Consider the following 26,510-nt stretch of genomic DNA (forward strand, 5'->3'; position numbering starts at 1 on the left):
ACCACTATATAAATACTGAAATTTCTTGTGTCTTGATTTTATTTTCCACAACCTCAGTTTTTTTATCATTAAATCTATATACCCTATGAATTAAAACCAAAACCTCTTCACCAATATTCAATGGTTCTTGCTCCAAGCTCCTGTATCCATTAAGTATTTCCTCTCCAACTTGGACATCTATTTGGAGATTATTTCCTCTAAAAGCAATATCTTTTACAATTCCCTTTTCAGCTGCTAGTGGAGTTAATATTTCAGTATCATTTTTAGCAATCTCTATAAATTCTGGTCTAAGTATTGCTTTAGTTTCTTCAATTTTCCCATCTACTTCAAAACCTTTTAGCTTTGTATAATCATTTATAAGATTCGATTCTCCTATAAATTGTGCTACAAATGGAGTTTGTGGATTTTTATAGATTTCAATAGGACTTCCTTTTTGCTCTATCTGCCCTTTATTAGTTATTATTATTTCATCTGCTACTTCTACCGCTTCATCTTGATCATGAGTTACAAAAATACTTGTTATCCCAAGCTTTGATATTGTTTCTTTTAACCATCTTCTAAGTTCTTTCCTTACCTTTGCATCTATTGCTGCAAAAGGCTCATCTAACAATAGCAGTTGTGGATTTGGTGCAAGTGCTCGTGCAAATGCTACTCTTTGTCTTTGTCCACCTGATAATTGTCCCGGATATCTCTTTTCAAGCCCCTTAAGACCAATAAGTTCTATAAGTTCAGTAACCTTTTTACGAATCTCTTCTTTTTTAACCTTTTGTACTCCAAGCCCAAAAGCGATATTATCATAAACAGTCATATGACGAAATAAAGCATAACTTTGAAAAACGAATCCAATTCCTCTTTTTCCTGGCTCTATATCATTTACTTTAATTCCATTAATAATAATGTCCCCTTCATCTGGAGTTTCAAGACCTGCAATCATTCTAAGTATTGTTGTCTTACCACTTCCACTAGGTCCTAGGAGTCCAATTAGCTTTCCTTGCTCTATTTTAAAATTAACATTATCTGATGCTTTGAAATCTCCAAATTTTTTATTAATATTTTTTAACTCCACATACATATTCTAGACCTCCTTTTTACTCTTCCATTCAACAATATTTCTTAGTATTAAAATAATAATTGCAATAATAACTAATATTGATGCAACTGCAAAAGCTGCTGCAAATTGATATTCGTTATATAAAATTTCAACCTGTAACGGAAGTGTATTTGTCTTTCCTCTTATATGACCAGATACTACTGATACTGCTCCAAATTCTCCCATTGCACGTGCAGCACAAAGTATTATTCCATATATAAGGCCCCATTTTATATTGGGTAGTGTTACTTTCAAAAATATTTTAAATCCACCAGCTCCCATCATTGCAGCTGCTTCTTCTTCATCAGTACCTTGAGCATTCATTAATGGTATTATTTCTCTTGCTACAAAAGGAAAAGTTACAAATATAGTAGCTAATATAATTCCCGGAACAGCAAAAACCACTTTTAAATCGACCTGATTTATTACTCCTTCAAGTAGACCTCCACGCCCAAATGTCAATACAAATATTAAACCAGCAATAACAGGTGAAATTGCAAAAGGTAAGTCAATTAGAGCACCCAATAAATTTTTACCTTTAAATTTGAACTTTGTAATTGTCCATGCCACGCATATACCAAATAAAGTGTTCACGATGGTTGCAACTATAGTAGCTACAAATGTAAGATTCATAGCTTTAAAAGTATATCCCTCTGAAACAGCTTTAATATATACATTAAAACCTTTTGATAAAGCTTCTGAAATTATGCTTATAAGAGGAATTATTAACATTAAGACTAAAAATAGCACGCTTATAGCTATCAACCCATATTTCACAACTTTATTTTCTCTCTGATTTGTTAATGACTTACTCAATTTATTCCTCACCTCATATCTGCTTTAATCTATTATTTCTTAATTGAATTCCATTTATTACAAACAATATTAAAAATGATGTACATAACATTACTACTGCTATTGCTGTTGCACCACCATAATTATATTGTTCAAGCTTTGACATAATTAAAAGTGGTGCTATTTCTGTTTTCATTGGCTTATTTCCTGCTATGAAAACAACACTACCATACTCTCCTATACCTCTTGCAAATGCAAGTCCAAAGCCTGTTAATAAAGGTGATGATATTTCTGGTAATATAACCTTAAAAAAGGTTCTCACGCGACTTGCTCCAAGCATCATTGCAGCTTCTTCATATTGATTATCTAAATCTTCTAATACTGGCTGAACCGTTCTTACAACAAATGGAATTCCTATAAAGGTTAGAGCTACAACAATTCCAAAAATTGAAAAGGAAGATTTAATTCCAAAAGAATAAAGTATCTTTCCTATCCATCCATTTTCTGAATATAAGGCTGTTAAAGATATACCTGCAACGGCTGTAGGCAGTGCAAATGGCAAGTCAACTATCCCATCTATAAATCTTTTAAAGGGAAAATCATATCTTACTAGAACCCATGCTAAAATCAAACCAAATACACTATTTATTATTGCTGCTATGAATGCAGCTCCAAAACTAACTAAATACCCATGTAATACTCTAGCTTCTAATATTGTGCTTAAGAATTTATCAACGCCCATTCCTGATGACTTTATAGCTAAAGTTGATAATGGAATTAAAACGATAAGGCTTAAATAAACAAGAGAAACTCCCATTGTTAATCTAAATCCTGGAATAACTCTTTTAGACTTGCTCATAAATATCCTCCTTAATTAATGAATGATTAATAATGAATAGTGAATGATTAAGGTTGAAATTCCTAAAGGAATTTCTTCCTTCTTCCTTCATCATTAATTTTTCATCATTCATCATTAACTAAAATTACTTCTTTGGCATATAAATTTGATCAAAAGTTCCTCCGTCTGCAAAATGAGTTGCTTGGGCTTTTGTCCAACCTCCAAATTCATTATCTACTGTAACTAAGTTAATATCTGGGAATTTATCCTTATATTTTTCAGCTACTTCTTTATCTCTAGGTCTATAATAATTTTGTGCTGCTATTTCTTGACCTTCTTTAGTATATAAGTAATCTAGATAAGCATTTGCAACCTCTCTAGTTCCCCTTTTATCTACAACTTTATCCACTATGGCAACTGGTGGCTCTGCTAAAATACTCAATGAAGGTACAACTATTTCGTATTTATCATCTCCAAATTGATTAAGTGATAAAAACGCTTCATTTTCCCAAGCTATAAGTACATCTCCCATTCCTCTTTCAACAAAACTCGTTGTTGAATCTCTAGCCCCTGAATCCAGTACTTCAACGTTAGAATATAATTTAGAAACAAAATCTTTTGCAGCTACTTGATCTCCATTATTTTTATGTGCTGCATAAGCCCATGCTGCTAAGTAATTCCATCTTGCACCACCAGAAGTTTTAGGATTTGGTGTTATAACAGAAACATCTTTTTTTATTAAATCATCCCAATCTTTTATTTGTTTAGGATTTCCTTTTCTAACAAGGAAAACAATAGTTGATGTATAAGGTGAACTATTTTCTTTAAATTCACTTTGCCAATTCTTTTCAATAAGTCCAGAATCACTTATGGCATCTATGTCATAAGCTAATGCTAATGTTACAACATCTGCATCTAATCCTTCAATAACTGATCTTCCTTGTTTTCCTGAACCTCCATGAGATTGATTTATAGTTACTTCTTGTCCAGTTTTTTCTTTCCAATACTTTGCAAAGCTTTCATTATACTTTGTATATAATTCTCTTGTAGGATCATATGATACATTTAAAAGTTCTACCGGCTTATTGCTTGTTGTATTTTCACTGCTTCCACTTTGCTTTCCACAGCCTACAAAAACCCCCATTATTAATGTAGCTGAAAGCACTAAGCTTAAAATTCTAATTTTTTTCATAATATTTCGCCCCTCTTCTTGTATTAAATATTGTAATCTTTCTTATATGTTTAGTAGGCTTTTAACGTAAACATCTTTAATTAGAAATACTTTTTGATTTCTAATTAAATTATGATATTAATCATTCATTTTAATATGAATTTTCAATCCCCACTATCTTTATAAACTTTATATGAAATTAACTATAAGGTATATCTATGCTGTTGTCAACAAAATTGTTCGAGATATTATAAAAAATTTTGAAAGTCATAGATTAACAAAATAATCAGCAAATTTAACTTTGTTATTTATTTACACTCAATCAAATAAATAAGAAAAACAGGTAGTCCAATTTTTAACTACCTGCTAATTCATAAGAATATTATGAAATTTATAATATTTTTATTAAATAATGTAAATGTTTATTTTTTGTTTTCTAAATCTCTTATTTGAATTAATAACCTTTCCTTATCTTTTTTCAAAGATTTACTCCTCCAAATAATACCTATAAATGACATAATAATAATCAAAGCAATAATTATACCAAATACTGGTTTTTCTTTTGTTTTTATGCTACTATGATTTACCTTTAATTCTTGAAGTTTGGGTATCAAATTCTTATCATTTATGTTAGGTGTATATAGAATTTTTCCCTTGTATTCTGAATTATCCCTTGGTGTTATTGTTATTTCTTTATCCGTTATAACAATTTGTGAAATTTGATTTTCATCCACTAAGTTTATAAATTCGTTATAGCTAATCTCTTTCGTTGTAGTAAGTTTCTTTACGTAATTAAATCCCATTAGAAACACAAATAATATTGCAAAAAATATAACAATTATTTTTATACCCTTGCTTTTATTTTTGTACATTTCTTTTTACCCCTTTCAAAACAGTGTTATATAAACCATACATTTATTTATATGTAATATTAATATCATAACATGCATTGTAAATCTCATTTTGATAATCTCAATCAGTTTTATATATATTGCAATTTAAATTTTACATTATCAATAATAAAATTTCAAAATATTATGAAAGAATTTCAACATAAATAAAAATATTATATTTTAAATTATTTATAATACACTAAACCTATAAACTTATGCTATAATATGTTACAAATAATATTATTAATCATTATTTAGGTAGGAGGATTTATTTTGAATAATTTAAAACAAGATTTATTAATTGAACTAGAAGACTTTAAGAGATTAGGTGATAAATTTTTATGTGGTGAAGTTTCCATTGGGGATTTTAAAAAAGTTTCTGGAGGAATGGGAGTATATTCAGAACGTAGTAAGAAAGAGTTTATGATAAGACTTAGAATACCTTCAGGAATAACTAATATAAATCAAATGAATTGGTTATGTGGTATAGCTGAAAAATATGAATTAGATAAATTTCATTTAACTACAAGAGAAGCAATTCAATATCATAATTTATCAATAGATCAAACTTGCAGCATAATGAAAGATGGAATAGATAATGATATATATTCTAGAGGTGGTGGTGGAAACTTCCCCCGAAATGTTGCTATGTCTCCATTATCTGGAGTTGATAAATCTGAAGCTTTCGATGTAACACCATATGCTTTAGCTGTGAATAATCATTTTCTAAGTAAAATAACAACATACAAGTTACCAAGAAAGTTTAAAGTATCTTTCTCAAGTAACAATGATGATCTTGGACATTGTAATGTTACTGATTTAGGATTCCTAGCTATTATTAAGGATAATAAGAAATATTTTAAAGTGTATATGGGTGGAGGTCTTGGCAGAAATCCTAAAATTGGCATTGAATATGATGAACTTATAGATCCAAGTGAAGTTTTATATCATGTGGATGCTATGACTAATTTATTTGTTAAAGAAGGCGATTATGAGAATAGGAATAAAGCTCGTATAAGATTTATATTAGAAAGAATGGGAACAGAGAAATTTATAGAAACATATAAAGAACATTTAAAAGAAGTTCTAAACAAAGAAGATTTAAATTTAGCAGTGACTTCAAAAGAATACACTAAAGAAGGTAAAGAGTTAGACATAAAACATTCAAGGTTATTTGAGCAAAAACAAAAAGGTTTATATAGTGTATATTTCCATCCAATTGGTGGGCAAATATATATTGAAAAATTAAGAGGAATTTTAGATAAGCTAAAAGGAATAGAAGATCTAGAAATAAGACTTACAATGACAGAAGGAATGTTTTTTAGAAACTTAAATGGAGAAGAAGCTAAGAAAGTATTAGAGATGACACAAGATCTTGGTGGTGAAACAGCTATAGAACAAAGTGTTTCATGTATTGGAGTTCCAATATGCCAAGTTGGAATTTTAGAAAGTCAAAAAACATTAAATAATATAATAAATTATTTTAAAGAAAAGGGATATAAAAAAGATGTATTGCCAAGAATTCATGTATCTGGATGTGGAAATTCATGTGCAGTTCATGAGGTAGTAGGAATTGGATTAACAGGGAAACGTAAAAAAGTAAATGATACTATAGAAGATGTATTTGAACTGCATATTAATGGATCATTTGAAACGGGTGACGCAAGACTTGGAAAGGTTTATGGAGATATACTTGCATGTGAAATCCCAAGATTTTTATATGAGTTATCATTACTTGTAGAAAATAAAAACATTAGCTTTGATGATTATGTAAAAACTAATGAAGTGGAATTAGTTGAACTAATAGGTAAATATATTAAATAATAGCGCTCCACTTTATGAACTTATTCTACAAAACTTACAGGAAAATTCTATGAAGGAAATCCGCTTCTAAAGATTATTCTATAATTTGTATTTACTGCAAATTGCTTTTCGATTTATTGTGGTTACATGTGCTGATATTGCCACAAATTGCATGGATAGTATTTTCTAAATATCACATACTATTATAGCAAATGAAAATATAATAAATTAAGAAAAGAGGTTATAATTATGAAAAAGAATGATAGTATAGGATGCGCTGTTACAGAATGTAAATATCATAGTGATGAAGTTCAATACTGTGCTTTAGACAAAATCCAAGTTGTAAAACATAGTAATGAAGCAACGACAGTTGAACAAACTGATTGTGGAAGTTTTGAATCAAAATAACTAATTTTAATACTGCTTACGTTATGTAAGCAGTATTTTTCGTTTCATTAACATTTTATCATTTCAAATAAAAATTTGAACATCTAGTTTGAGCATAAATTGAAGATTTTGTTTCCGAAATACTTATGTATTGTAGATTACAAAGTGTATTAGTATTATGAATACAATTTTCCACTTCACAAGTAATATAATCACATTGTGTATTAGTATTTGTATTATTAGTTATAATATTGTCTAAATATTTACCTGAAAATGAATCACACCAGGTTCCACTTTTACTTAATACATTTATACCGCCAATATTAGCTCTGCTAGAATAACAAATACCACTTTTATTATGTGAACAGTTATTTATATCACAATTAATTTGTTGCATACAAACACTCCTTTTAATTCCATATTAAAATTTCTTCATAAGCTTATTTTGTATTTATAAACATACTACGATATTATTACCTTTTTAAACTATTCAATATTACTTAATATAATAGACTTAATTACATCTTTTATTTCCTCATATCCAGTACATCAATTGAGATAATTTTTGCATGTGCATAAGGACTTGTTAGTATTTTTCCATGCAGCATACCAGGACTAATTAAGTCATCAGTACATTTTGCAGTTCCTGTAACTTTATCAAAAGCTTCCTTCCTTGGTATACTTACTCCAATTCCATTTATATTGCTCAAATATAATTATCTCCTATATCTATGTTGATTGAAAATTATACGCTCAATTTATGTAATTAAAAATATTAATTTATTTTTCCCAAACTTTTTTCATTTATTCATTTTATAAAAACTTATTTGTAATTATTTAATTGAATTATGTGTTTTTTCATGTATGACCAAATTAAACCTATTTAAATATTTTATTAAGACCTTGTAATAGAAATTAAACAAGATGAGTGGATAAGCATTACAGTAAAAAATAACAAGTCCATCTTGCAATGCATTTGGGACTTGTTATTTATTTTAATGTTATTTATTCTTTTATAGGGAAATATAACTCTGCTGTTTCCTCTGTAATAATCTTAAATTCATATCCATTGGATTTATAATATTTAATTATTTTTGGAAGTGCTTTACAAGTGTTCTTGTTCATATCAGTACAATGCAAAAGTAGTACGATAGACTGCTTTTCATTATTTCCTTTTATAGCTCTTGTATATAAATTATATGGTTCTATTTGAGGATTTAATCCATCTGAGTTCTCTGCATTCCAGTCATATACTTTAAATTTGTTATTATGTAATTTCTTTAAATAACTTTTGCTTAAATGCTTGTAACTGCCACCTGGAAATCTGATTATATTTGGTGAAACTCCAATAGTTTCGTTAATAGCCCTACGACAAATGATCATTTCTTGTATAAACTTATCTTCATCACTATAAATTTTATTGAAATTGTGAGTATAAGTATGAAGTCCTATTCCATTTCCTTCTTCATAAATTCTTTTTACTACATCTTCTTTGTCTTTAATTTGATTACCTATTAGAAAAAAAGTTGCTTGTACTTCATTTTCTTTTAATATATCTAATACCTTATTTGTTACTTTATAACTAGGTCCATCATCGAAAGTTAAATATATAATTTTTTTCTTGTGCTTAGTAAGCTTTTCATTTTCTACAATTTGTTCATTAGTTAATTTATTAATTGATGCATTAACACTACTAATATTTACTTCAAATATAGAAATAATAAAAAATGTACTTAGAAAAATGAATAAAATATACTTTAATTTATCTTTCATTTTTTCCTCCTTAGTAATCTGTTTTATTTTTATTATTTGCTTTTTTCTAATCTTTATTTATGTTAACTTTTTACATTATTAGTATAGTAAGTTATTGTGCAATCGTAGAAACTAAATTTATCATGTGGTATTCTGTGTAGAATATTATGATTAGTGTACCTAAAATATCTTTGTTCTATTAGCTTTAAGATTAATTTATAAATGAATATAGGAAATTCATCTTTTTACTATTGATTTCATTTCAAATTATAAAGGGCTGTTGCAGAATAGAAATCTAATATGTTAAATGGCTTAGTATATGTTAATTAAATTCCATGCTGAGTGTTCTAAAAAAATGTTGTTAGTAATAGTAATATTTTTAGCTCTTTTTATTTACTTAATACAGGCTAGTTTTAGTTCTTTAGTAACCCCTGGTTAGAACAATAAAAAGAAGCTATTGCTTATAATGATTTAAAAAATCATTTTGCAATAGCCCCTTCAAAATCATATATTATCTTTTATAATCCTTGTTCATAGCTTTCTATCATGTGTTTAACCATATTTCCACCAACAGTTCCATTTTGTCTTGAAGAAAGGTTTCCCTTATCAACATTTTCATAGTCACTTAATCCAACTTCTGATGCAACCTCAGCTTTTAATCTGTTTAAACCTTGTCTTGCTTCTGGTACTAAAGTTCTGTTTCTTCCACTATTATTTGATGACATATTTATCTTCCTCCTTTAGTTTTTATTTTATTGGACACTATTATATTAACCATTGTTATAAAAAATAATCTATTTAAATGTTAACAAATTTAGTATTGAAAATCTTTATTAGATAACTCTAGATATTTTGTTTTTTGTAACTCATTTTTTAATATAAATGTTAGTTTTAAAATTTATTTTTTAAATTAGTCACACTTTCCACTATAACACCCTCTTTAAAATTGATTCAGTAACATAAAATAATAAGTCAGATGTAACTATATAATATTTATTTTAATGTATCACAGCTTCCTGTAATCATTGTTAAAACATCATTTATTTTAGATACCCTATCTTCATTAGTGAGCACAATCAAATAATCTCCAGGAAAAATGACAGTATCTCCTTTTGGAATTATTTCATCTTCTCCTCGCTTAACGGCTACTAATAAACAACGTGATGGCCATTTAATTTCTTTAATTTGTTTTCCATCTAAATCTGAGCCCATGCAAACTGCAAACTCTAATATAGACTTATTCTTCTTATTACCAATAGATATTTTTTCTCCTTGATTATGTAAAATCTTTTCAAGTAATGATTCATAAATAGGTTTTGATCCTAAAATATCTGCTACTATATATGCAACTATAGATACAATAGCTAAGGAAAGCAAATGACTAAATGTACCTGTCATTTCAGTAATTAGAATTGTTCCAGTTATAGGTGATCTAACTACAGCCGCGAAATATCCTGCCATTGCAAGTATTATAAAGTTATTAATATATATGCTGTCAAAATGTATGAAATTTACAAGTGCCATTCCATAAACATTCCCTATTAAAGCTCCAATAGCAAGCAGTGGAAGAAATATTCCTCCTGGTGCTCCAGATCCAAAACTTGCCATAGTGAATAAAAATTTTACAATAACTACAATCACTAAAATTGTTAATGAAAAGTTATTTGTAATTAATGATGTTATAAGTTCATGTCCTCCACCCAAAACTTGTGGCAAAAATATTCCAATAACAACTGAAATTAATAAAGGTATTATTATTTTCATTTCTTTGGGTAGCCATTTTTGAGCTGCATATAGATTCTGAGTTTTTAAAAGAATATTATTAAAGACTACGCCCAAAACTCCTAATAAAACTCCTAATAAAATTATATAAAAGTATAAATTAAGTGGTAATGTAGTTAGCTTTCCAAGAGTAAAAACTGGTTTTAATCCAAAGAAACCACTTGCTATAAAATCAGCTGATAATGCTGCAGATAATGATGAAAGTAAAACTAAAGGTGAAAAATTTTTATGAACTTCCTCTAATGCAAACATTACCCCAGCTAAAGGCGCATTAAAGGCAGCTGCTAGCCCTGCACTTGCGCCACTTGTAATAAGATATTTTTCTTCAATTTTAACTCTTTTAAATACTCTACTAAATCCTTGTCCAACTGCTGCTCCTAATTGTACTGATGGACCTTCTCTTCCTAGTGAAAGACCTGAACCTATTGAAAGAATCCCTCCAATAAATTTACCTAGAATAACTCTCCACCATGTCATATCAAGCTTTCTAAGTAGAACTCCTTCAACTTGTGGAATTCCACTCCCACTAATCATAGGCTCATGTTTAACCATCAGCCCTACAATATATCCTATAATTATTAATGCTCCAATCCAAGGTAGAATAAGTATGGGTTTTATAGCTATGATTTTATAAATATCACTTAATAAAACTCCTGCCTTTTCAAGTGCATAACGATATAACACAATTAATAAACCAGTTAGAATACCTACAACTATTCCTTCAAACACAAGCTTTAACTTAAAGCTATGCCAATGAAACAATGTATTATAGGTATTATGTTTGTTTTTGACTTCCATTTTTATGCCTCCATTACTACAATAATCATCATTAGTCAATCACAAAATAGACTAGCATACTTTGCTGTTATTTTTATGTGTCCTATACTTTTTTATTTTTCTAAAGTATGTAATTTAATGATCTTGATGTATATATGTTATTATATATATTTATTAATTTAAATGCAAAAAGAGTTGAAACTACAGTTAATACAAAAGACTGTAGTAAATTTGCTTTTACACAAAAAATAAGCATAGATGTCTATCACTAATGTGATTTTCATCTATGCTTATATTGTCAAAATCTATCTACAATGCTTTAATTTCATATATAATCATTCTTTAAATACTATCTTCTAATAAAGTATTTATATTTTTTACCCAAATTTTCATATCCTCAATAAATTTATAGTATCACATTATAATTTAATGACTGCTAGATGCACCTAATGCACCTGGTTTATTATGAACGGCCATTCTATCAACTAATTCTAAACATTGATTACTCATTCCTATTAAGTTAACTTTAACTCCATTTTTATGAAATTTAAATACCACTTTATCTATAACATCAACTGCTGATTCATCCCAAATTTTCACCCTAGATAAATCTATATCCACAAATTTAATCTCTTCTGTAAAATCAAAACTGCCAATAAACTTTAATGTAGATGCAAAGAATATTGCACTTAATACTATCCCAAGAAGAACTCCATAAGCTAAGTTATGAGTTAACAAAACTACTACAACTGTTGAAATCATTACAATTGTATCTGTTTTAGGTACTTTAGCAATTCTCTTAATTGAACCCCAATTAAAGGTTGTTATTGATACAACTACCATAACCGCACCTAAAGCAACTACTGGAATTTGTACAACAAATTTATTTAATACTATTACTGAAATCAACATTGCTGTTCCTGATGTAAGTGTTGATAATCTACCTCTTCCACCATAATTATGATTTATAAGGGTTTGTCCAATCATTCCACACCCTGCTATTCCTCCAAAAAATCCACATACTACATTAGCCAATCCTTGACCTACGCATTCTCTATTCTTATTACTTGTCGTATCTGTTAAATCATCAATTAACTGAGCTGTTAATAAAGATTCTACAAGTCCAACTAAAGAAAGTGATATAGAATACGGTAATACTATTTTAAGAGTTGCCATATTAAACGGTATGTTAGATATTAAAAAGCTTGGTAAATCACTATTTATTTTCCCCATATCACCTAGTGTAGTTATATCAATCTTAAAAATAACTACTATTAATGTAACAACTATTATTGCTACTATTGGAGATGGCACTGCTCTTGTTAATTTAGGTAATAAATAAATTATTGCAATGCCTATAGCGCCTAAAATTATTAAAAGCAATGATCCTTTAAAATAAGGTAATTGCGACTTAAACATCATTATTCCTAGTGCATTTACAAATCCTATCATAACTGGTCTAGGTATGAACTTTAATAGATTTCCTATCTTTAAAAATCCTAATATAACTTAGAATACTCCTGTAAGTATTGTAGCTAGAAGCATATACTCTATTCCATGTTCCTTTACTAAGCTTGCCAAAACCAATGCCATTGCACCAGCTGCAGCTGAAATCATACCTGTTCTACCACCAAAAATTGATATAATTAAAGACATACAAAAAGATGCATATACTCCAACCATAGGATCAACTCCAGCTACTATAGAAAATCCTATAGCCTCTGGTATCAATGCCATACAAACTACTATCCCTGCCAGTAAATCTCCTTTAATATTTCCAAACCACTCTTGTTTAATTTCTTTCATCTAATTCCTTTTTTCCTCTTTTATTACGTTAAATATTTTAAATATATATAAACAATTTTTTACACAATAAAAGCTCTGATTTAGTATACTTTAACTAAATCAAAGCTGTTATTTATTGTAACATTAATATTATATACCGTCAATTTATGATTAACATATTTCTTTTTCATCTAATTGATTTATTTCTTTTTCACTCTTAAATTCTATTAACGCAAAAACTATCCAACCTAATATTGCAGCTAAAATCGACGCAATCATAATGCTTATTTTGGCTGTAGCTAACACAGATTCATCTGGAAATGATAAAGATGAAACAAATATTGACATAGTAAATCCAATACCTCCAAGAACACTTGCACCATATAAATGTCTTTTGGTTACTTGTGCTGGAAGACTCGCAATTTTTAATTTTACCACTATGTATGAAACTCCAAATATACCTATTTGCTTACCCATAACTAAACCAAATATAATACCCACACTAACAGGTGTCATTATGCTTGCTCCGAGACTACTAATATCGATAGCTATACCTGAATTAGCTAAAGCAAATATTGGCATAATTACAAAAGAAGACATTGGAGTTAAATCATGTTCAAACTTATATAAAATTGATGTTTCAAATTGACGAACAGTTTTTCCAATAGGCAATACCATTCCAAGTAATACTCCAGCAATTGTTGCATGTATACCTGACTTTAAAAGACAAACCCATAATATAATACCTAAAGCAATATATATAGGTATAAATTTAACTTTAAATTTACTAACTAATATAAGAGCGATAAAAACAATCAAACCTATAATAAGAGCAATCCATGAAATTTGGCTAGTATAAAATATAGCAATTACTATAATAGCTCCTAAATCATCAACTATAGCTAATGCTGTAAGAAATACTATTATTCCTTTAGGTGCTTTTCTACCTACCAAAGAAAGTATTCCCAGTGCAAATGCAATATCTGTTGCCATTGGAATTCCCCATCCTGAAATAGTTGGTTCTTTATAATTAAATAATGCATAAATAATTGCTGGTACAATCATACCTCCTATAGCAGCAGATATAGGCAATATTGTATTTTTTAAAGATTTAAGTTCTCCAAATACCACTTCTCGCTTTATTTCCATCCCAACTACTAAAAAAAATATAGCCATTAATCCATCATTAATCCAGTGAAGAACTGACATTGATAAAGAAATTTGTTTATAACCAATAGTTATATAGGTATGGAGTATATTATTGTATGTTGGATTAAAACTAGAATTTGCAATTATCATTGCTATAATTGCAAATCCCATAAGTATTAACCCACTTGCAGATTCACTTTTAAAAAAGTATGCAAATGGATTAAATATTTTGCGATGAATTTTATTTTTCATAATTAATCTCCTTTGGTTATTTTTAGGTATTCCCTAAAAACTTGATTTTATTAAATAATTATAAATAATCTTTTGTTACATATAGATATCTAACTCTCTATAAATTAAATGAAATTGGTAATTTAAACGTACTAATTATCAATGTTTATTTGTCAATTTAATTTACAAGTAATTAAGTAGAATATCAGTTTTTGTTATATCTATATTTAAATTTGTTAAAAATTGCAACAAAAAAAGGATGGGAATACTCTAATAGAGTTTCCCACCCCAGAAACTAAAATTGCTTGAAAGCAAATTATAAAATTTGCCCAGCCGTACTTAGTTATATTCATTTATTTCTACAACATTGAGTATATTATAGTTTAATAGAATAATTAAGTTTTGTATCTATAATTTAGATTTTCATACTTTATTCAAGCTATCTAATCCAAGCTCCACTAGCACCTAATTTATATCCACCAATTGTAGTATTATAAGCCATTACACCTTGTGAATCTAAGTAATACCAAGTTCCACTTACTAATTGCCAACCTGTTTTCATACCTCCATCACTTCCTAAGTAATACCACTTTCCGTTATTACTTAACCAACCAGTAACCATGTACCCATCTGCTTGTAAGTAATAGTTTTTGCCATAGTTTCTATCATAGAACCAGCTATTTTTTACTACATTTCCAATTGAATCATTATATTGCCATAATCCATTTATTTGTATCCATTGATTAGCCTTAACAGTTGTAGCAACTGTTGTTCCAGTATTACTAGTATTGGTGTTAGTTGTAGTCGTTACACCTCTAATAATATTTAGTGTGTATGTTCTTATTTCATTATCATTATCTTCAACTGTTATCTTTATTTCATTTTTTCCTTTACTTAAAGATACTGATTTTTTAAATTTATCATCTACATTAACTGTTGTTCCATCTATTTTAACTTCATAATCATCATAATATTCACTATCGCAATCTGGTTTTGCAGTTATGTTAATTTCACTAATAGATTCAGCTACATTAACATTATAAGTAGAAGTACTCTTTGAAAAGCTTAAATCTCCATCACTCAAATAAATACTGTTTAAATATACATCACCTTGTTCACTATCGCTGTCTGAAGAACTCCCTATACATTCTACTTTAATAATATATTCACTAACAAAAGAATCATCACTATAATTTACAGTCCCTGGATCATCATCATAGGTTCTTATAGTAAAAGTTGTTGTTGATCCTGTTGATAATTCAATAGTGCTACTTGTTTTTATGCCTTTAGTAGAGCTGTTTTTTGATTTGAAAATTCTAACATGACTTGAACTGACACCACTTGTACTTATTTTTATTTTATCTGATGATGTCTTAGCATAATAAGTTCCATCATCATTCATTTCACTATCATCTACTTCATTTTTACTCTTATAGTCATCCTCACTATAAGTTTTTATTGTGCCTCCACTTGAAGTTTTAACATTTATGTTTGTTAAATCACCACTTGATGCATAAGCCTTTGTAGTCATTAAATTAAAATTTGATGCTGGTATAATTGCATTAAAAGCACTAATTATAAGTGCAACTGCAATTACTTTCTTAATATTTTTGTTCATATTATCGTCCTCCTTAAATATAATTAGTATATTTAGCACTAATTTTAGATATTATTCTCAACTGAAATTAGCAATTAATTTTACTTGAACTATTAATTTTTCAATAATTAAACACTCCTTTTTCTCCTTTGTTCGCAATTCTAAATAAGAATAATTACAACTCATTATCCTTAATATTCTATTGTTACACTATATGATACAATTATCCAAATTATTTCAGGTACCTTTTCAGTAATCTAAAAAATTCATTTTCTCTAAATACTTTTTATGTATTAATTTAAATAAAAAGATTGTAGTTAAACTTTTACTGAAAATTCGTATAAAAAAGAGGTGGAAATACTCTAATAGCGCTTCCCACCCCAGAAACTAAAGTTGCATTATAGTCAAATTAACTATAGTAAAATATTACAAAATTAAAATTATCTAGATAATTAAAACATCCGGTAGCTACCAGGGGATTTTTATTCACCATATACTACAAATATAAGTTAAAACGATAGTCATAAATGTCTATAAAAAAAGAAAATCAGACAGCCGAAACTATTAATACAAAAGGAGGGAATAAAAAGTGATTTGTCCAAAGTGTAGAAAGGAATTTCCAAAGAATAGTTTATTTTGTAATAAGTGCGGAACTGAGATTTTAGTTGAGAAAATCAAGAAAGTTAATAGCAATACTGCAATCATTAACCAACAAACTCATGATGTTATGACCAATGAAAATCCTAACAACAAAAACTCATTAAATAATACTATTGGTAACATAGTTATTTTTATCTCGTGGATTATACTAATCTGTATAATAATTGGCAATGTTATTACATGGCAAAAAACAAACAATTTGCGGTATATCATATCAGGAGCTCTTGCCGTACTGGGAGGTTTATTCAATATCTACCTCTTATCAAAAGTAAAGAATTAATAGTTAACAATGTCCTGTATAAAATAATAAAGAAGCTACCGCACAATTAATTATTTGTACAGCAGCTTCATATTATGAGCTCTCACGTAAACTCGCCAGAGCCTGCAATTACTTTTTTATTTCTAAAAAACCTTTCCTAAAAGAATTGTAGATCTTATCACCTGAGTTTTATTCAGCTTCTTCAGCAGTACATACTCCTTCTAAGTTATGAAGTTGCAATAAATATTCACTATGATCCCACTTAGTTGCTAAGGTTAAAGTCATCAAAAGTCCTATGGTATGCTCATCCAAATGCTTAGATTTTTTAACTTCCATATTAGATATTTTAGTTCCATCAGATTTTACCATATTAAGAAAATTTGTAACACCTGAAATATCTTGAAGTTCTACATATACATCTAGTATCCTTGAATGAGTTCTTGAATGTATATCCATTTTATGAAGTAATGTTAATACTCCGAATATAAAAGCACATGTTATAATAGCACCTTCGTAAAAACCTATTCCTATGGCAAGCCCCATACATGCACAAGACCAAAGTCCTGCAGCTGTAGTAAGACCTTTAACTTGATTCCCCCCAACAACCATAATGGTACCAGCACCTAAAAATCCAATTCCACTTATAACTTGTGCACCCATTCTACTTGCATCCGTATTAATTTTAAGTATATCAGTCATATATTGACTTGTTATCATAACCATAGCGGCACCAATACATACTAAAATATGTGTTCTAAGACCTGCGGGCCTTTTTTTCCGCCCTCTTTCAGCACCAAGGATTCCACCACAAATTGTAGCTAAGGTTAATCTTAAAATTATGGATACTGTATTAACTTCTCTTATATAATTTGATATATCGTTTATTACACTTTCCACATAATTCCTCCAATATTTATTATTCACTATTACTAAAATGCATAGAATCATAATATACAAATTAATTAAAAATGTGTACTCCATCTTCATTATGCATATAAAGTAGCATACTTACGTGCTATTTTATATGCCTTAGTTAAACAAATCTAAAATTTCATCTTCTTTTAATGTACTTATAAATGAGCCTACCGCTAAATCGTCACCTAAAATCTTATTAATTAATTCGCGCTTTGAATCCTGAAGTTCTACTATTTTTTCTTCTATAGTTCCACTTGCAATTAATTTTATTACTTCAACAACATTTTGTTGACCAATTCTATGAGCCCTATCTGTAGCTTGATCTTCAACTGCTGGGTTCCACCAAGGGTCAAAATGTATTACTATATCTGCACTAGTTAAATTAAGTCCTGTACCTCCAGCTTTTAGAGACACTAAAAATACAGTATTTTCTCCATTATTAAATTCATCTACCATCTTCATTCTATTTAGTGATGAAACTTTACCATCTAAGTAAGAAAATAAGAAATGTTTTTCTTTAAGTATCTTACCTATATTCTTAAGTACAGATGTAAATTGAGAGAATACTAATATCTTATGTCCTTCATCTATACTTTGTTCAAGAAGCTCAATTAGTGCATCTATTTTACCACTAGTTCCTACATAATCATCCATTGTAACCGAAGGATCTAAACATATTTGACGAAGTTTTGTTATATAAGATAAAATTTCAATTTTACTCTTACTAAACTCGAAATCCTTAACCTTCTTTTGAATTAAATCTTTAACATAATTTGCATAGGTTTCATATACAACTTTTTGTTCATCACTTAATGGTACAAGTAATCTCTTTTCTATTTTATCTGGTAGTTCTTTAATTACATTTTTCTTATAACGCCTTAAAATAAACGGTTTTACAAGCCTATTTAATTCTTCTAATATTTCTGGCCCTTCCTCAAGCCTTCTATAATATCTTGTTACGAAATTTTTCTCATTATATAAATATCCAGGCATTATAAAATCAAATATTGACCAAAGTTCCATTAAGGAATTTTCTACTGGAGTTCCTGTTAACGCAAATCTAACTCTTGCTCTTATCTCTTTAACTGACTTTGCACTTAGTGAGGCTTGATTTTTAATATTTTGGGCTTCATCTAAAATACAATAATCAAATTCCATATCATAAAGTTCTAAATCGCGCCTTAAAAGATTGTAAGTAGTTAAAATTACGTCATAATCTTTATAGTTTTTAATTAATTCTTCTCTTTCTTCTTTAATGCCATTTGAAATTCCAATTTTCATACTAGGAGCAAACTTTTCAAATTCATTTTTCCAATTATATATTAAAGAAGTAGGTGCAATAATAAGTGTTTTAGAATTTGGTTTTGAAAGTAATAATGTTATTGCTTGAAGAGTTTTTCCAAGTCCCATTTCATCGCCAAGAATTCCTCCAAAGCCTAAATAATCTAAAGTTCTAAACCAATTGTACCCATCTTTTTGATATTCACGAAGTTTAGCTTGAAGATTAACAGGCGCCTGAAATGATTTATCTTTAATATTTTTTAATTTACCTTTAATCTCTTTAATTTCATCACAACTCTCAATAAATCTGAGCTCTTTGGCTTCTAAATAATCTTCTAGATAAGCTCCTTTATTCATTGGAATTTGAATTGAGTTATTCTTTAATTCATCCTCTAAAAGCAAATTATCTATAAGAGTTAAAGCATCTTTAAATTCTTCATCTTCTAAATCTAAAAATTCCCCATTTTCAAGTTTATAATATTTAACATTATCTCTAAAACTTCTAAGTATATTTGAAATTTCTTGTTCTGATATATCAGAAATATTAAATTTAAATTCAAAATAATCAAATTGTCCTTTTCTAACTTCTCCCTTGAAATCAGATTTTTTAATATCTTTTATTCCTTTAAATCTCTCTGAATAAAAAACCTCTCCATATCTTTGAAGTTTTTCTATTTCGTATTTAAAAAACTTAAAAGCATCATTATCATCTCTCAAAAAGTACAGTCTACCATCAACTTCTTCAAATCCAAGACTTTTTAGCATTCCAAATACTTCATGTTCTTTATCTGTATCTCTATAAATAACCTTATCATTATATTCTTCAAAATAATTAAATTCATGGCCTTCATAAGATACTTTAAATAATAATGATATATCCTTGTCTTTATCTTTATCAAAGTAAAATCTAAAATTAACAGGTCCTATAATAACCTTATCTCTTATATTCTTAGATAAAGTTAAATCAGTTGTAAGTTTTTGCATAGATGGTATTAATTCTTTTAAAATTTTATTTTCCTGATTTATATTAAAACTTATTTTAGATGTAGCATTAAAAATCTTTAAATAAGGAGACAACCTTTCGCATTGTTCTATAGAAGGAATATAAATTGTAGTTCCATATAAAAATACATCTTCATTTTGTGTTAAAGCTTCTGGCAACCCATTTGAAGCTTCAAGTACTATGGAATCCTTCTTATTTAATAGGGCAAAGGGAATAGGCATATCTCCTTCTATTATTTCTGATTCTAATATTCGATAAAAGAAACCATCCCCTAAATATATTCTATTCTTTTTTATGACGTTTAAAAATTCCTTAAACATAACATCAGGAATAGTTAATGTTTTTCCATCTATTAGTTTATCTTGATGCCTTTTAAAATTCCTATCATGCTGCGCCATATTTTGGATATTATAAATAAATTTAATTAATCTCTTGTCTTCATAAGAAAAACATTGATTTTTTATATCAAAAATAAAATCTTTTCCATATTTAATTGGAACGTTATTATAAAGTGAGACTAAAAATTGATTTATGTCGCGAATCATATACATTTTATTACTTTTACTTTTAAGACCTATTTTAAGTTCTGCTTGAAGTTTAGAAGACCAATTATTTTTATTTATAATAATTTCAAATTTAATTTTTTCTTTTTGATTATCTCCAATAAGCAAGGATAATAAATCATTATTATTATCCTCTTTAACTTTAGATTTATTTTTTTTAGGCTTAATATTGTTAGTTATTTTATTTCTTAATTCATCATCATCATCAATATTTCGTAAGAATGTATAAAAAGTAGCTACTAAATGTTTGCAACAATAGTTGTCCTTTGTAAATTCATTTTTTTCGAAATCCATACAACTACAGTATGATCCAATAACCTCTTTTGTTTCATTATCAATTTCAAGCTTACATAAATATTCACTAAGAAGACTTTCAGAAACTACAGATGCACGTATTTTAATATTATCTTTGTCTACGCTAACATTTACTTCTCTAAGTAAATCATTTTTTAAGACACGTTCACCTTTTATCCGCGCTGAATTGGTTATGCTTTTATTAAAGCCTTCTAGTAAAATTTGTTTTATCAATTTTATCACCTGCATTTTTATTTTAACCTAAGTTATTCTTTTGAGTGTGCCTTATTCAAATGTTTTAATTTTATTTATTAAATCTACACTAATGTATTGTGACTTAGAAATTCCTTTTCTAAAATATCTTATTTGTTTATAGTCTTTTCCTTCAAGCTGCATATCTAAAATATCGATCCTATCCCCATTAAATATGGTTGGCTCTTTTTTCCCTTTTAAGTAAATATGTACTTCCATATATATTATGTGAGACTATTCCTTATAGAATAATCCCATTCCCCTTTCGTTTTCAGTTTATATTATTTCTAATTTAATTATTCTTATATTCTTCAATCGCTTCTGCAATTTCGTTTAAATATTCCCATCTCTCATATTTATTTTCTAATTCTTTCTTAGCATCTTCTTTTACTTTCATCAATTCATTAAGTTTACCATAATTCGAAGAATTTTTTGCCATATCGTTATCCAAGTTTTCAATTTTCTCTTCTAGTTTAGATATATCATTATCTATCCCTTCAAATTCCTTTTGTTCTTTAAAAGTAAACTTTGGTTTATTATCTTTGCTTCTTTCCTTAGTTCCTTTACTTTTTTCGTCCTTATATTTATCTTCAAGTGTATTATTGTCTTCTTGAAGCTTCTCTATTTCTTTTGAAATTAAGAAATCACTGTAGTTACCGTTATATTCCTTTATTAATCCATTTCCTTCATATGAGAAAATTTTATTACAGATTCTATCTAAGAAATATCTATCATGTGATACGACAATTACTACACCCATGAATTTATCTAGAAAATCTTCTAAGATATTAAGTGTTTCAATATCCAAATCATTTGTAGGTTCATCAAGTATTAAAAAATTTGGCGACTCCATAAGTACTCTAAGCAAATGTAATCTTCTTCTTTCTCCACCAGATAACTTTTCAATTGGAGTATATTGCATTGTGCTATCAAATAAAAATCTTTCACTCATCATTGATGCTGATATCTTTGTTCCATCATCTACAGGAATAAATTCTCCGCCTTCTTTAACATAATCAATAACTCTAAGCTTAGGATCCATATTAGTATTATCTTGAGCAAAGCAGCTTATTTTAACAGTATCACCAATTTCAATTGTTCCACTGTCTAAAGAAAGTTTTCCTCTAAGTAAATTAACTAAAGTTGTTTTACCAGCACCATTTTCTCCAATAATACCAACTCTATCAGTTCTTAAAAATATGTAATTAAAATCTTTAATTAATATTTTATCTCCAAATGATTTACATACATCATATAATTCAACGACTTTTTTCCCAAGTCTTGAGCCAACTAATGAAATATCAACATCATCTCGTATTCGGATAGATTCAGTATTCACAAGTTCATCAAATCTTTGAAGTCTGGCCTTTTGTTTAGTAGTTCTAGCCTTAGCACCACGTCTAACCCACTTTAATTCATTTTTTATTAATGCATTTTTCTTTTCCTCTTGAACTTGCTCTGTCTCCAGTCTTTCAATTTTCATTTCTAGATATGCTGTATAGTTACCTGGATAAGAATATATATTCCCTCTATCTAATTCAATAATTCTATTTGTAACTCTATCTAAGAAATATCTATCATGGGTAATCATAAGCAGAGCACCTTTTCTTGCATTTAAGTATTCTTCAAGCCATTCTATAGAATCTGAATCCAAATGGTTTGTAGGTTCATCTAATATAAGCATCTCGCATGGAGTTATAAGAGCACATGCAAGTGCTATTCTCTTTTTTTGCCCACCAGATAAATTTCCTATCTTTTCATTATAATTTCTTACGCCAAGCTTAGTTAAAATTGTCTTAGCGTCACTTTCCAAATCCCACAAATTAAGCGAATCAATTTGCCCTTGAATTTTAATTAGTTCACTATTTAAAGAATCAAACTCTTCACTTTTGCAAGAGTTGATTTTATCTAATAACTCTTCATATTTTCTAAGGAGCTTCATCTCTTTCGTATCGCCTTTAAAAACTTGCTCTAAAACAGTTGCCTCTTCATCAAAAATCGGATTTTGATCTAGGTATTCAATTCTAACATTCTTGCCCTTGGTTATATTTCCTTCAAAAAATTCTTCTCTCCCCGATACAACCTTCAAAAATGTTGATTTACCTGCACCATTTATTCCAATCAAACCAATTTTATCTCCATCACTAATTCCTAATGATACATTGTTTAGCAAGATTTTTTCGCTATAGCTTTTATTTATATTCTCTAAAGTAATTATATTCATTTATTTTAAACTCCTTTTTCAATTATATACTCTTATTTTAACACAGTAAGCAAATAAACCAAAATGAAAGACTGAAAATTGATATTTAAATATTATTTCTAAAGAAATAATTTCAATCAAAATCCAATCTTGTTTTAAAACTTTGGTAAGATTAATCACCGCACCAATCCAATTTTAACACAGTTTAGTTTACATAATAATTGCTATGTTAACTAACTTAGAGGTCTCCTATATATGTTATATGTATATCCTTAACTTTTTTCATATTAATTTTGAAATTATTACAAAAATAAAGGAGCAGTTGCTACACGCATATCTGCTCCTTTATTTTAATTTACTCTTTAATCAGAGTTCTAATATCTCTATATTCACTATCTTGCTTATATACTTTTTTAAGTTCTTTATTAGCTTTTTCGGTTTCTCCGAGTTTTAAATATGTTAATCCTAAAAAGTAATTGAATTCTATTAATTCTCCTTTAAATTCATCTTTTATATCTATTATTCTATTAAATACCTTGAGTGCTTGTTTATATTCTTCATTTGAAAAATATGCTTTTGCTAGAAGTACATCTCTAACATGTTTCATTAAATCATTATTTTCATATTTAACAGAATTTAAATATTTGATACAATTTTTATAATCATAAGTATTAAAGTAACATGCCCCAACTAAATAATTATATTTACTATTTTGAGCTTTAAGAACATTACTTTTTAATAAATTATCTAAGGTTTCTTTATAATTTCCTTCTTTATAGTAAATTGATGATAATAATACATAAGCTAATTTATTTTCACAATCAATTTTTACTGATTCTGAAAGTGATTCTTTAGCCTTTTCCATTTCACCTTTATTTATGCAATTTAATGCAATATTAAAATATGTAACTGAAACATTACTTGGGCTTCTCTTATACATCATAAATATTATAACGGATATAATAATTAAGGCTATTCCTCCATACAAATTTTTAAAACATAATATTATGCCCGATATTAGCATCCATATTACCCAGCCACCGTTTAGTTCTTGATATTTTCCACATTCGGATAAATCCATTTCATGAACTGTTATATTTTTTTTCCTTTCTTTTAGACTATTTGTAATTGATTTTATTTTGTTGTTTTCTTCCATATGTTTTTTCTCCTATCTCTTAAGTAAAATTGCAAAAGTAAGAATCAAAAAAGTGATGCTCCAAATTTTATATTTGGTTAGCAGAACTTTCTCTTTAGAGCTTTTATGTTTCGTTATTCAAACTTTCTCTGTGAACATCTATGATTTGCTTATATGTATTTACTGTGTAAATACATATAAGTCGAGTTTTCTTTATTTTTCAATTAGATATTCTGATTTTAATATAGAATAGTATTTACAATCCACAAAAAAACCATTATTATCTTTAAGGATTTTTCTTAAAGTTCCTTCATAAACAAATTTACACTTCTTTAGTAACATTCCAGAGGATATATTATTTATGTGCCTTCTCGCTGTAATTCGCTGAAAATTAACTTCAGTAAATGCAAAATAAAGTATTTCATGCAAAACTTCAGTCATAATACCATGGTTCCAAAATCTTTTCCCTATGCAATATCCAATCTCACAATTTTGATTATAATCATCTAAATTCATAAGATTAATACTTCCTATCGCATTACCACTCTGTTTATCTTCTATTGCCCAATTATAATACTCATTGTCTTCATACAACTTTTCCCAACGGGAAATTACCATATTAGTTTTGCTTATGTTACAATGCACAGGCCATGTAAGATATTTAGTAACTTCTTTATCAGAAGCCCAATTATTATACATATCCAAAGTGTCATTGCATGTAAATGGTCTTAATATAAATTTATTAGTTTCTAAAATACTTGTACCTTTATGCTTTAACATTAAAGTTCTCCTAAATATTACACAATTTAATTTAATTTAATTAATTGTTTACAGCTATTATTTTACACTATAATGCATATAATATAAATCATTTTATTATGTTTACTACATTAAATCCTTGTGCATTAGCCTTTTCTATAAAATTTTCACCATCTATATGGATGCAATACACTTGTTTTCTATATTCATAAGGAATTTTTTCACTTAAAACTCTGAGTGATGTATGAACATTACCTTCAGAATCATTTAAACAAGTATCATGATATATTAAATTTCCTTCTTTTAAATATGGGATAACATCAAAATTAGTCTCATAAGTATCACCACTGTAAAAAATATCATTTCCATAGTCAAATTTTAATAAAAATGAATATGTATTAACTGTCTTTGCATGCTTGGTTAATGAAGCATTAAAAGTTAAGTTCAATTCATAAATCCTTTTATTATTAGAATTATGTAAAATAAAACTTTCTCTTTCAATAGCACCTGTAAGTTTTAAAAATTCTCCTATTTTTTCTTTTTCATTAAAATAAATATTTGTTTTTATTTTTGATTTCCAATAACAATACCCTACAAAACTACCTAAAGAACCTATATGATCTGAATGCATATGAGTAATTAATACATGTACATTTTTTATTCCATTAATTAAGTCTAGTTTTACAATTTTTTCAAATACTGATTCTCCACAATCTATTAATAATAAATTATCATCTTTCTTTATAAAAGCACATGTATTGCCTTCTGTTACATTATATCCTGAACCTCGTCCTAAGAATTCTAATTTATTCATAATTTAATCTCCTTGCAATAATATTGTTAATGATATCAATAAATAATGTTACCTTATTACTTGTAATTGGTAAAGTGAATTTGAATATTATAGGTATGCATTATAAATTTTCTGAATATTATGTAATATTCAAGTTTTATTTAGCATAATTTTCAAATTCTTATTGACAAATGAGATTATTTTTTAATATAATAAATACAAACTTAATACTTTATAAACTGTGAAAAGGAAGAGTACATATATTTTAAAACGCAGAGAGAGAATGTTTGCTGTAAGTTCTCATGATATATATATGGAATGTAGCCTTGGAGTTTTTAATCGA

22 protein-coding genes, 2 pseudogenes and 2 other annotated features (1 of these 26 running past the window's edge) are annotated in these 26,510 nt (G+C 27.8%); of the genes and pseudogenes, 3 read left to right on the forward strand and 21 right to left on the reverse strand.

The window, feature by feature from the left end; genetic code table 11:
* Positions 1 to 4 precede the first annotated feature (4 nt).
* The 5 genes from psyc5s11_RS14085 to psyc5s11_RS14105 all read right to left on the reverse strand — a co-directional run bounded on the left by psyc5s11_RS14085 (position 5) and on the right by psyc5s11_RS14105 (position 4,766).
* Entirely contained in the window at positions 5 to 1,072 is a 1,068-nt protein-coding gene (locus psyc5s11_RS14085) for a sulfate/molybdate ABC transporter ATP-binding protein (protein WP_224033141.1), read from the reverse strand.
* A gap of 3 nt (positions 1,073 to 1,075) precedes the next feature.
* A complete protein-coding gene (gene cysW / locus psyc5s11_RS14090; RefSeq protein ID WP_224033142.1) occupies positions 1,076 to 1,906 on the reverse strand; it encodes a sulfate ABC transporter permease subunit CysW in 831 nt (276 codons plus the stop codon).
* 13 nt (positions 1,907 to 1,919) lie between these two features.
* Entirely contained in the window at positions 1,920 to 2,744 is an 825-nt protein-coding gene (gene cysT / locus psyc5s11_RS14095) for a sulfate ABC transporter permease subunit CysT (protein WP_224033143.1), read from the reverse strand.
* Positions 2,745 to 2,868: 124 nt separating this feature from the next.
* Positions 2,869 to 3,915 carry a sulfate ABC transporter substrate-binding protein gene (locus tag psyc5s11_RS14100; RefSeq protein WP_311196366.1) on the reverse strand — a complete coding sequence of 349 codons (1,047 nt, stop codon included), beginning with the start codon at positions 3,913 to 3,915 and terminating at the stop codon, positions 2,869 to 2,871.
* Between the two features lie 401 nt (positions 3,916 to 4,316).
* A complete protein-coding gene (locus psyc5s11_RS14105; RefSeq protein ID WP_224033144.1) occupies positions 4,317 to 4,766 on the reverse strand; it encodes an ATP-dependent metallopeptidase FtsH/Yme1/Tma family protein in 450 nt (149 codons plus the stop codon).
* A 294-nt stretch (positions 4,767 to 5,060) separates the two neighbouring features.
* Here psyc5s11_RS14105 and psyc5s11_RS14110 point away from each other — a divergent pair, with 294 nt between their 5' ends.
* Both psyc5s11_RS14110 and psyc5s11_RS14115 read left to right on the forward strand, forming a co-directional pair.
* On the forward strand, positions 5,061 to 6,611 hold the full coding sequence (locus psyc5s11_RS14110; protein ID WP_224033145.1) for a nitrite/sulfite reductase: 1,551 nt from the start codon (positions 5,061 to 5,063) through the stop codon (positions 6,609 to 6,611).
* Between the two features lie 228 nt (positions 6,612 to 6,839).
* Positions 6,840 to 6,998, forward strand: a complete 159-nt coding sequence (locus tag psyc5s11_RS14115) for a DUF1540 domain-containing protein (RefSeq protein WP_224033146.1) — start codon at positions 6,840 to 6,842, stop codon at positions 6,996 to 6,998.
* A 58-nt stretch (positions 6,999 to 7,056) separates the two neighbouring features.
* Here the strand turns inward: psyc5s11_RS14115 and psyc5s11_RS14120 are convergent, their stop codons facing one another.
* The 9 genes and pseudogenes from psyc5s11_RS14120 to psyc5s11_RS14160 all read right to left on the reverse strand — a co-directional run bounded on the left by psyc5s11_RS14120 (position 7,057) and on the right by psyc5s11_RS14160 (position 16,071).
* A complete protein-coding gene (locus tag psyc5s11_RS14120; RefSeq protein WP_224033147.1) occupies positions 7,057 to 7,374 on the reverse strand; it encodes a DUF1540 domain-containing protein in 318 nt (105 codons plus the stop codon).
* 133 nt (positions 7,375 to 7,507) lie between these two features.
* Positions 7,508 to 7,687: pseudogene (locus tag psyc5s11_RS14125) on the reverse strand (hypothetical protein); the annotation flags it as partial.
* A gap of 295 nt (positions 7,688 to 7,982) precedes the next feature.
* Positions 7,983 to 8,750 (reverse strand): polysaccharide deacetylase family protein, encoded by a 768-nt coding sequence (locus tag psyc5s11_RS14130; protein ID WP_224033148.1) that lies wholly within the window; start codon positions 8,748 to 8,750, stop codon positions 7,983 to 7,985.
* Between the two features lie 497 nt (positions 8,751 to 9,247).
* Positions 9,248 to 9,454 carry an alpha/beta-type small acid-soluble spore protein gene (locus tag psyc5s11_RS14135; protein ID WP_224033149.1) on the reverse strand — a complete coding sequence of 69 codons (207 nt, stop codon included), beginning with the start codon at positions 9,452 to 9,454 and terminating at the stop codon, positions 9,248 to 9,250.
* 268 nt (positions 9,455 to 9,722) lie between these two features.
* On the reverse strand, positions 9,723 to 11,309 hold the full coding sequence (clcA, locus tag psyc5s11_RS14140; protein ID WP_224033150.1) for a H(+)/Cl(-) exchange transporter ClcA: 1,587 nt from the start codon (positions 11,307 to 11,309) through the stop codon (positions 9,723 to 9,725).
* Between the two features lie 405 nt (positions 11,310 to 11,714).
* Positions 11,715 to 12,050 carry an STAS domain-containing protein gene (locus tag psyc5s11_RS28310; protein WP_224038191.1) on the reverse strand — a complete coding sequence of 112 codons (336 nt, stop codon included), beginning with the start codon at positions 12,048 to 12,050 and terminating at the stop codon, positions 11,715 to 11,717.
* Positions 12,051 to 13,094, reverse strand: a pseudogene (locus psyc5s11_RS14150) (SulP family inorganic anion transporter); the annotation flags it as partial.
* A gap of 150 nt (positions 13,095 to 13,244) precedes the next feature.
* Entirely contained in the window at positions 13,245 to 14,474 is a 1,230-nt protein-coding gene (gene nhaA / locus psyc5s11_RS14155; RefSeq protein ID WP_224033151.1) for a Na+/H+ antiporter NhaA, read from the reverse strand.
* Between the two features lie 256 nt (positions 14,475 to 14,730).
* Positions 14,731 to 14,788 (reverse strand) — a sequence feature (sodium ion sensor (DUF1646 type); this cis-regulatory element may regulate processes involved in with the transportation of sodium ions).
* Between the two features lie 104 nt (positions 14,789 to 14,892).
* Positions 14,893 to 16,071 carry an N-acetylmuramoyl-L-alanine amidase family protein gene (locus tag psyc5s11_RS14160; RefSeq protein WP_224033152.1) on the reverse strand — a complete coding sequence of 393 codons (1,179 nt, stop codon included), beginning with the start codon at positions 16,069 to 16,071 and terminating at the stop codon, positions 14,893 to 14,895.
* Between the two features lie 568 nt (positions 16,072 to 16,639).
* Between psyc5s11_RS14160 and psyc5s11_RS14165 the strand changes: the two genes are divergently transcribed.
* Entirely contained in the window at positions 16,640 to 16,990 is a 351-nt protein-coding gene (locus psyc5s11_RS14165) for a hypothetical protein (protein WP_224033153.1), read from the forward strand.
* A gap of 168 nt (positions 16,991 to 17,158) precedes the next feature.
* Here psyc5s11_RS14165 and psyc5s11_RS14170 read toward each other — a convergent pair whose 3' ends face one another.
* The 7 genes from psyc5s11_RS14170 to psyc5s11_RS14200 form a co-directional block, all read right to left on the reverse strand.
* Positions 17,159 to 17,866, reverse strand: coding sequence for an MgtC/SapB family protein (locus psyc5s11_RS14170; RefSeq protein ID WP_224033154.1), 708 nt, complete (start codon positions 17,864 to 17,866; stop codon positions 17,159 to 17,161).
* Positions 17,867 to 17,998: 132 nt separating this feature from the next.
* Positions 17,999 to 21,259: a DEAD/DEAH box helicase gene (locus psyc5s11_RS14175; RefSeq protein WP_224033155.1), complete on the reverse strand. Its 3,261-nt coding sequence runs from the start codon at positions 21,257 to 21,259 to the stop codon at positions 17,999 to 18,001.
* Positions 21,260 to 21,310: 51 nt separating this feature from the next.
* Positions 21,311 to 21,496, reverse strand: a complete 186-nt coding sequence (locus psyc5s11_RS14180) for a hypothetical protein (RefSeq protein WP_224033156.1) — start codon at positions 21,494 to 21,496, stop codon at positions 21,311 to 21,313.
* Between the two features lie 73 nt (positions 21,497 to 21,569).
* On the reverse strand, positions 21,570 to 23,501 hold the full coding sequence (locus psyc5s11_RS14185) for an ABC-F family ATP-binding cassette domain-containing protein (RefSeq protein WP_224033157.1): 1,932 nt from the start codon (positions 23,499 to 23,501) through the stop codon (positions 21,570 to 21,572).
* A gap of 334 nt (positions 23,502 to 23,835) precedes the next feature.
* Positions 23,836 to 24,636: a tetratricopeptide repeat protein gene (locus psyc5s11_RS14190; RefSeq protein WP_224033158.1), complete on the reverse strand. Its 801-nt coding sequence runs from the start codon at positions 24,634 to 24,636 to the stop codon at positions 23,836 to 23,838.
* 192 nt (positions 24,637 to 24,828) lie between these two features.
* A complete protein-coding gene (locus psyc5s11_RS14195) occupies positions 24,829 to 25,395 on the reverse strand; it encodes a GNAT family N-acetyltransferase (protein ID WP_224033159.1) in 567 nt (188 codons plus the stop codon).
* An 88-nt stretch (positions 25,396 to 25,483) separates the two neighbouring features.
* On the reverse strand, positions 25,484 to 26,188 hold the full coding sequence (locus psyc5s11_RS14200; RefSeq protein WP_224033160.1) for an MBL fold metallo-hydrolase: 705 nt from the start codon (positions 26,186 to 26,188) through the stop codon (positions 25,484 to 25,486).
* Positions 26,189 to 26,399: 211 nt separating this feature from the next.
* Positions 26,400 to 26,510 (forward strand) — a binding site (T-box leader); it runs 148 nt beyond the window's last position.

Origin of the sequence: Clostridium gelidum (genome assembly GCF_019977655.1) — a bacterium.
GTDB lineage: Bacteria > Bacillota > Clostridia > Clostridiales > Clostridiaceae > Clostridium > Clostridium gelidum.

Coding starts and splice junctions, on each gene's coding strand:
- psyc5s11_RS28310 (WP_224038191.1), bottom strand. CDS start 12,050: ATGATTTCAACAGTTGTAGTAGTTTTGTTAACTCATAACTTAGCTTAT.
- psyc5s11_RS14085 (WP_224033141.1), bottom strand. CDS start 1,072: ATGTATGTGGAGTTAAAAAATATTAATAAAAAATTTGGAGATTTCAAA.
- clcA (WP_224033150.1), bottom strand. CDS start 11,309: ATGGAAGTCAAAAACAAACATAATACCTATAATACATTGTTTCATTGG.
- psyc5s11_RS14105 (WP_224033144.1), bottom strand. CDS start 4,766: ATGTACAAAAATAAAAGCAAGGGTATAAAAATAATTGTTATATTTTTT.
- psyc5s11_RS14135 (WP_224033149.1), bottom strand. CDS start 9,454: ATGTCATCAAATAATAGTGGAAGAAACAGAACTTTAGTACCAGAAGCA.
- psyc5s11_RS14200 (WP_224033160.1), bottom strand. CDS start 26,188: ATGAATAAATTAGAATTCTTAGGACGAGGTTCAGGATATAATGTAACA.
- psyc5s11_RS14100 (WP_311196366.1), bottom strand. CDS start 3,915: ATGAAAAAAATTAGAATTTTAAGCTTAGTGCTTTCAGCTACATTAATA.
- psyc5s11_RS14180 (WP_224033156.1), bottom strand. CDS start 21,496: ATGGAAGTACATATTTACTTAAAAGGGAAAAAAGAGCCAACCATATTT.
- psyc5s11_RS14130 (WP_224033148.1), bottom strand. CDS start 8,750: ATGAAAGATAAATTAAAGTATATTTTATTCATTTTTCTAAGTACATTT.
- nhaA (WP_224033151.1), bottom strand. CDS start 14,474: ATGAAAAATAAAATTCATCGCAAAATATTTAATCCATTTGCATACTTT.
- psyc5s11_RS14190 (WP_224033158.1), bottom strand. CDS start 24,636: ATGGAAGAAAACAACAAAATAAAATCAATTACAAATAGTCTAAAAGAA.
- psyc5s11_RS14195 (WP_224033159.1), bottom strand. CDS start 25,395: ATGTTAAAGCATAAAGGTACAAGTATTTTAGAAACTAATAAATTTATA.
- cysT (WP_224033143.1), bottom strand. CDS start 2,744: ATGAGCAAGTCTAAAAGAGTTATTCCAGGATTTAGATTAACAATGGGA.
- psyc5s11_RS14120 (WP_224033147.1), bottom strand. CDS start 7,374: ATGCAACAAATTAATTGTGATATAAATAACTGTTCACATAATAAAAGT.
- psyc5s11_RS14160 (WP_224033152.1), bottom strand. CDS start 16,071: ATGAACAAAAATATTAAGAAAGTAATTGCAGTTGCACTTATAATTAGT.
- psyc5s11_RS14185 (WP_224033157.1), bottom strand. CDS start 23,501: ATGAATATAATTACTTTAGAGAATATAAATAAAAGCTATAGCGAAAAA.
- psyc5s11_RS14115 (WP_224033146.1), top strand. CDS start 6,840: ATGAAAAAGAATGATAGTATAGGATGCGCTGTTACAGAATGTAAATAT.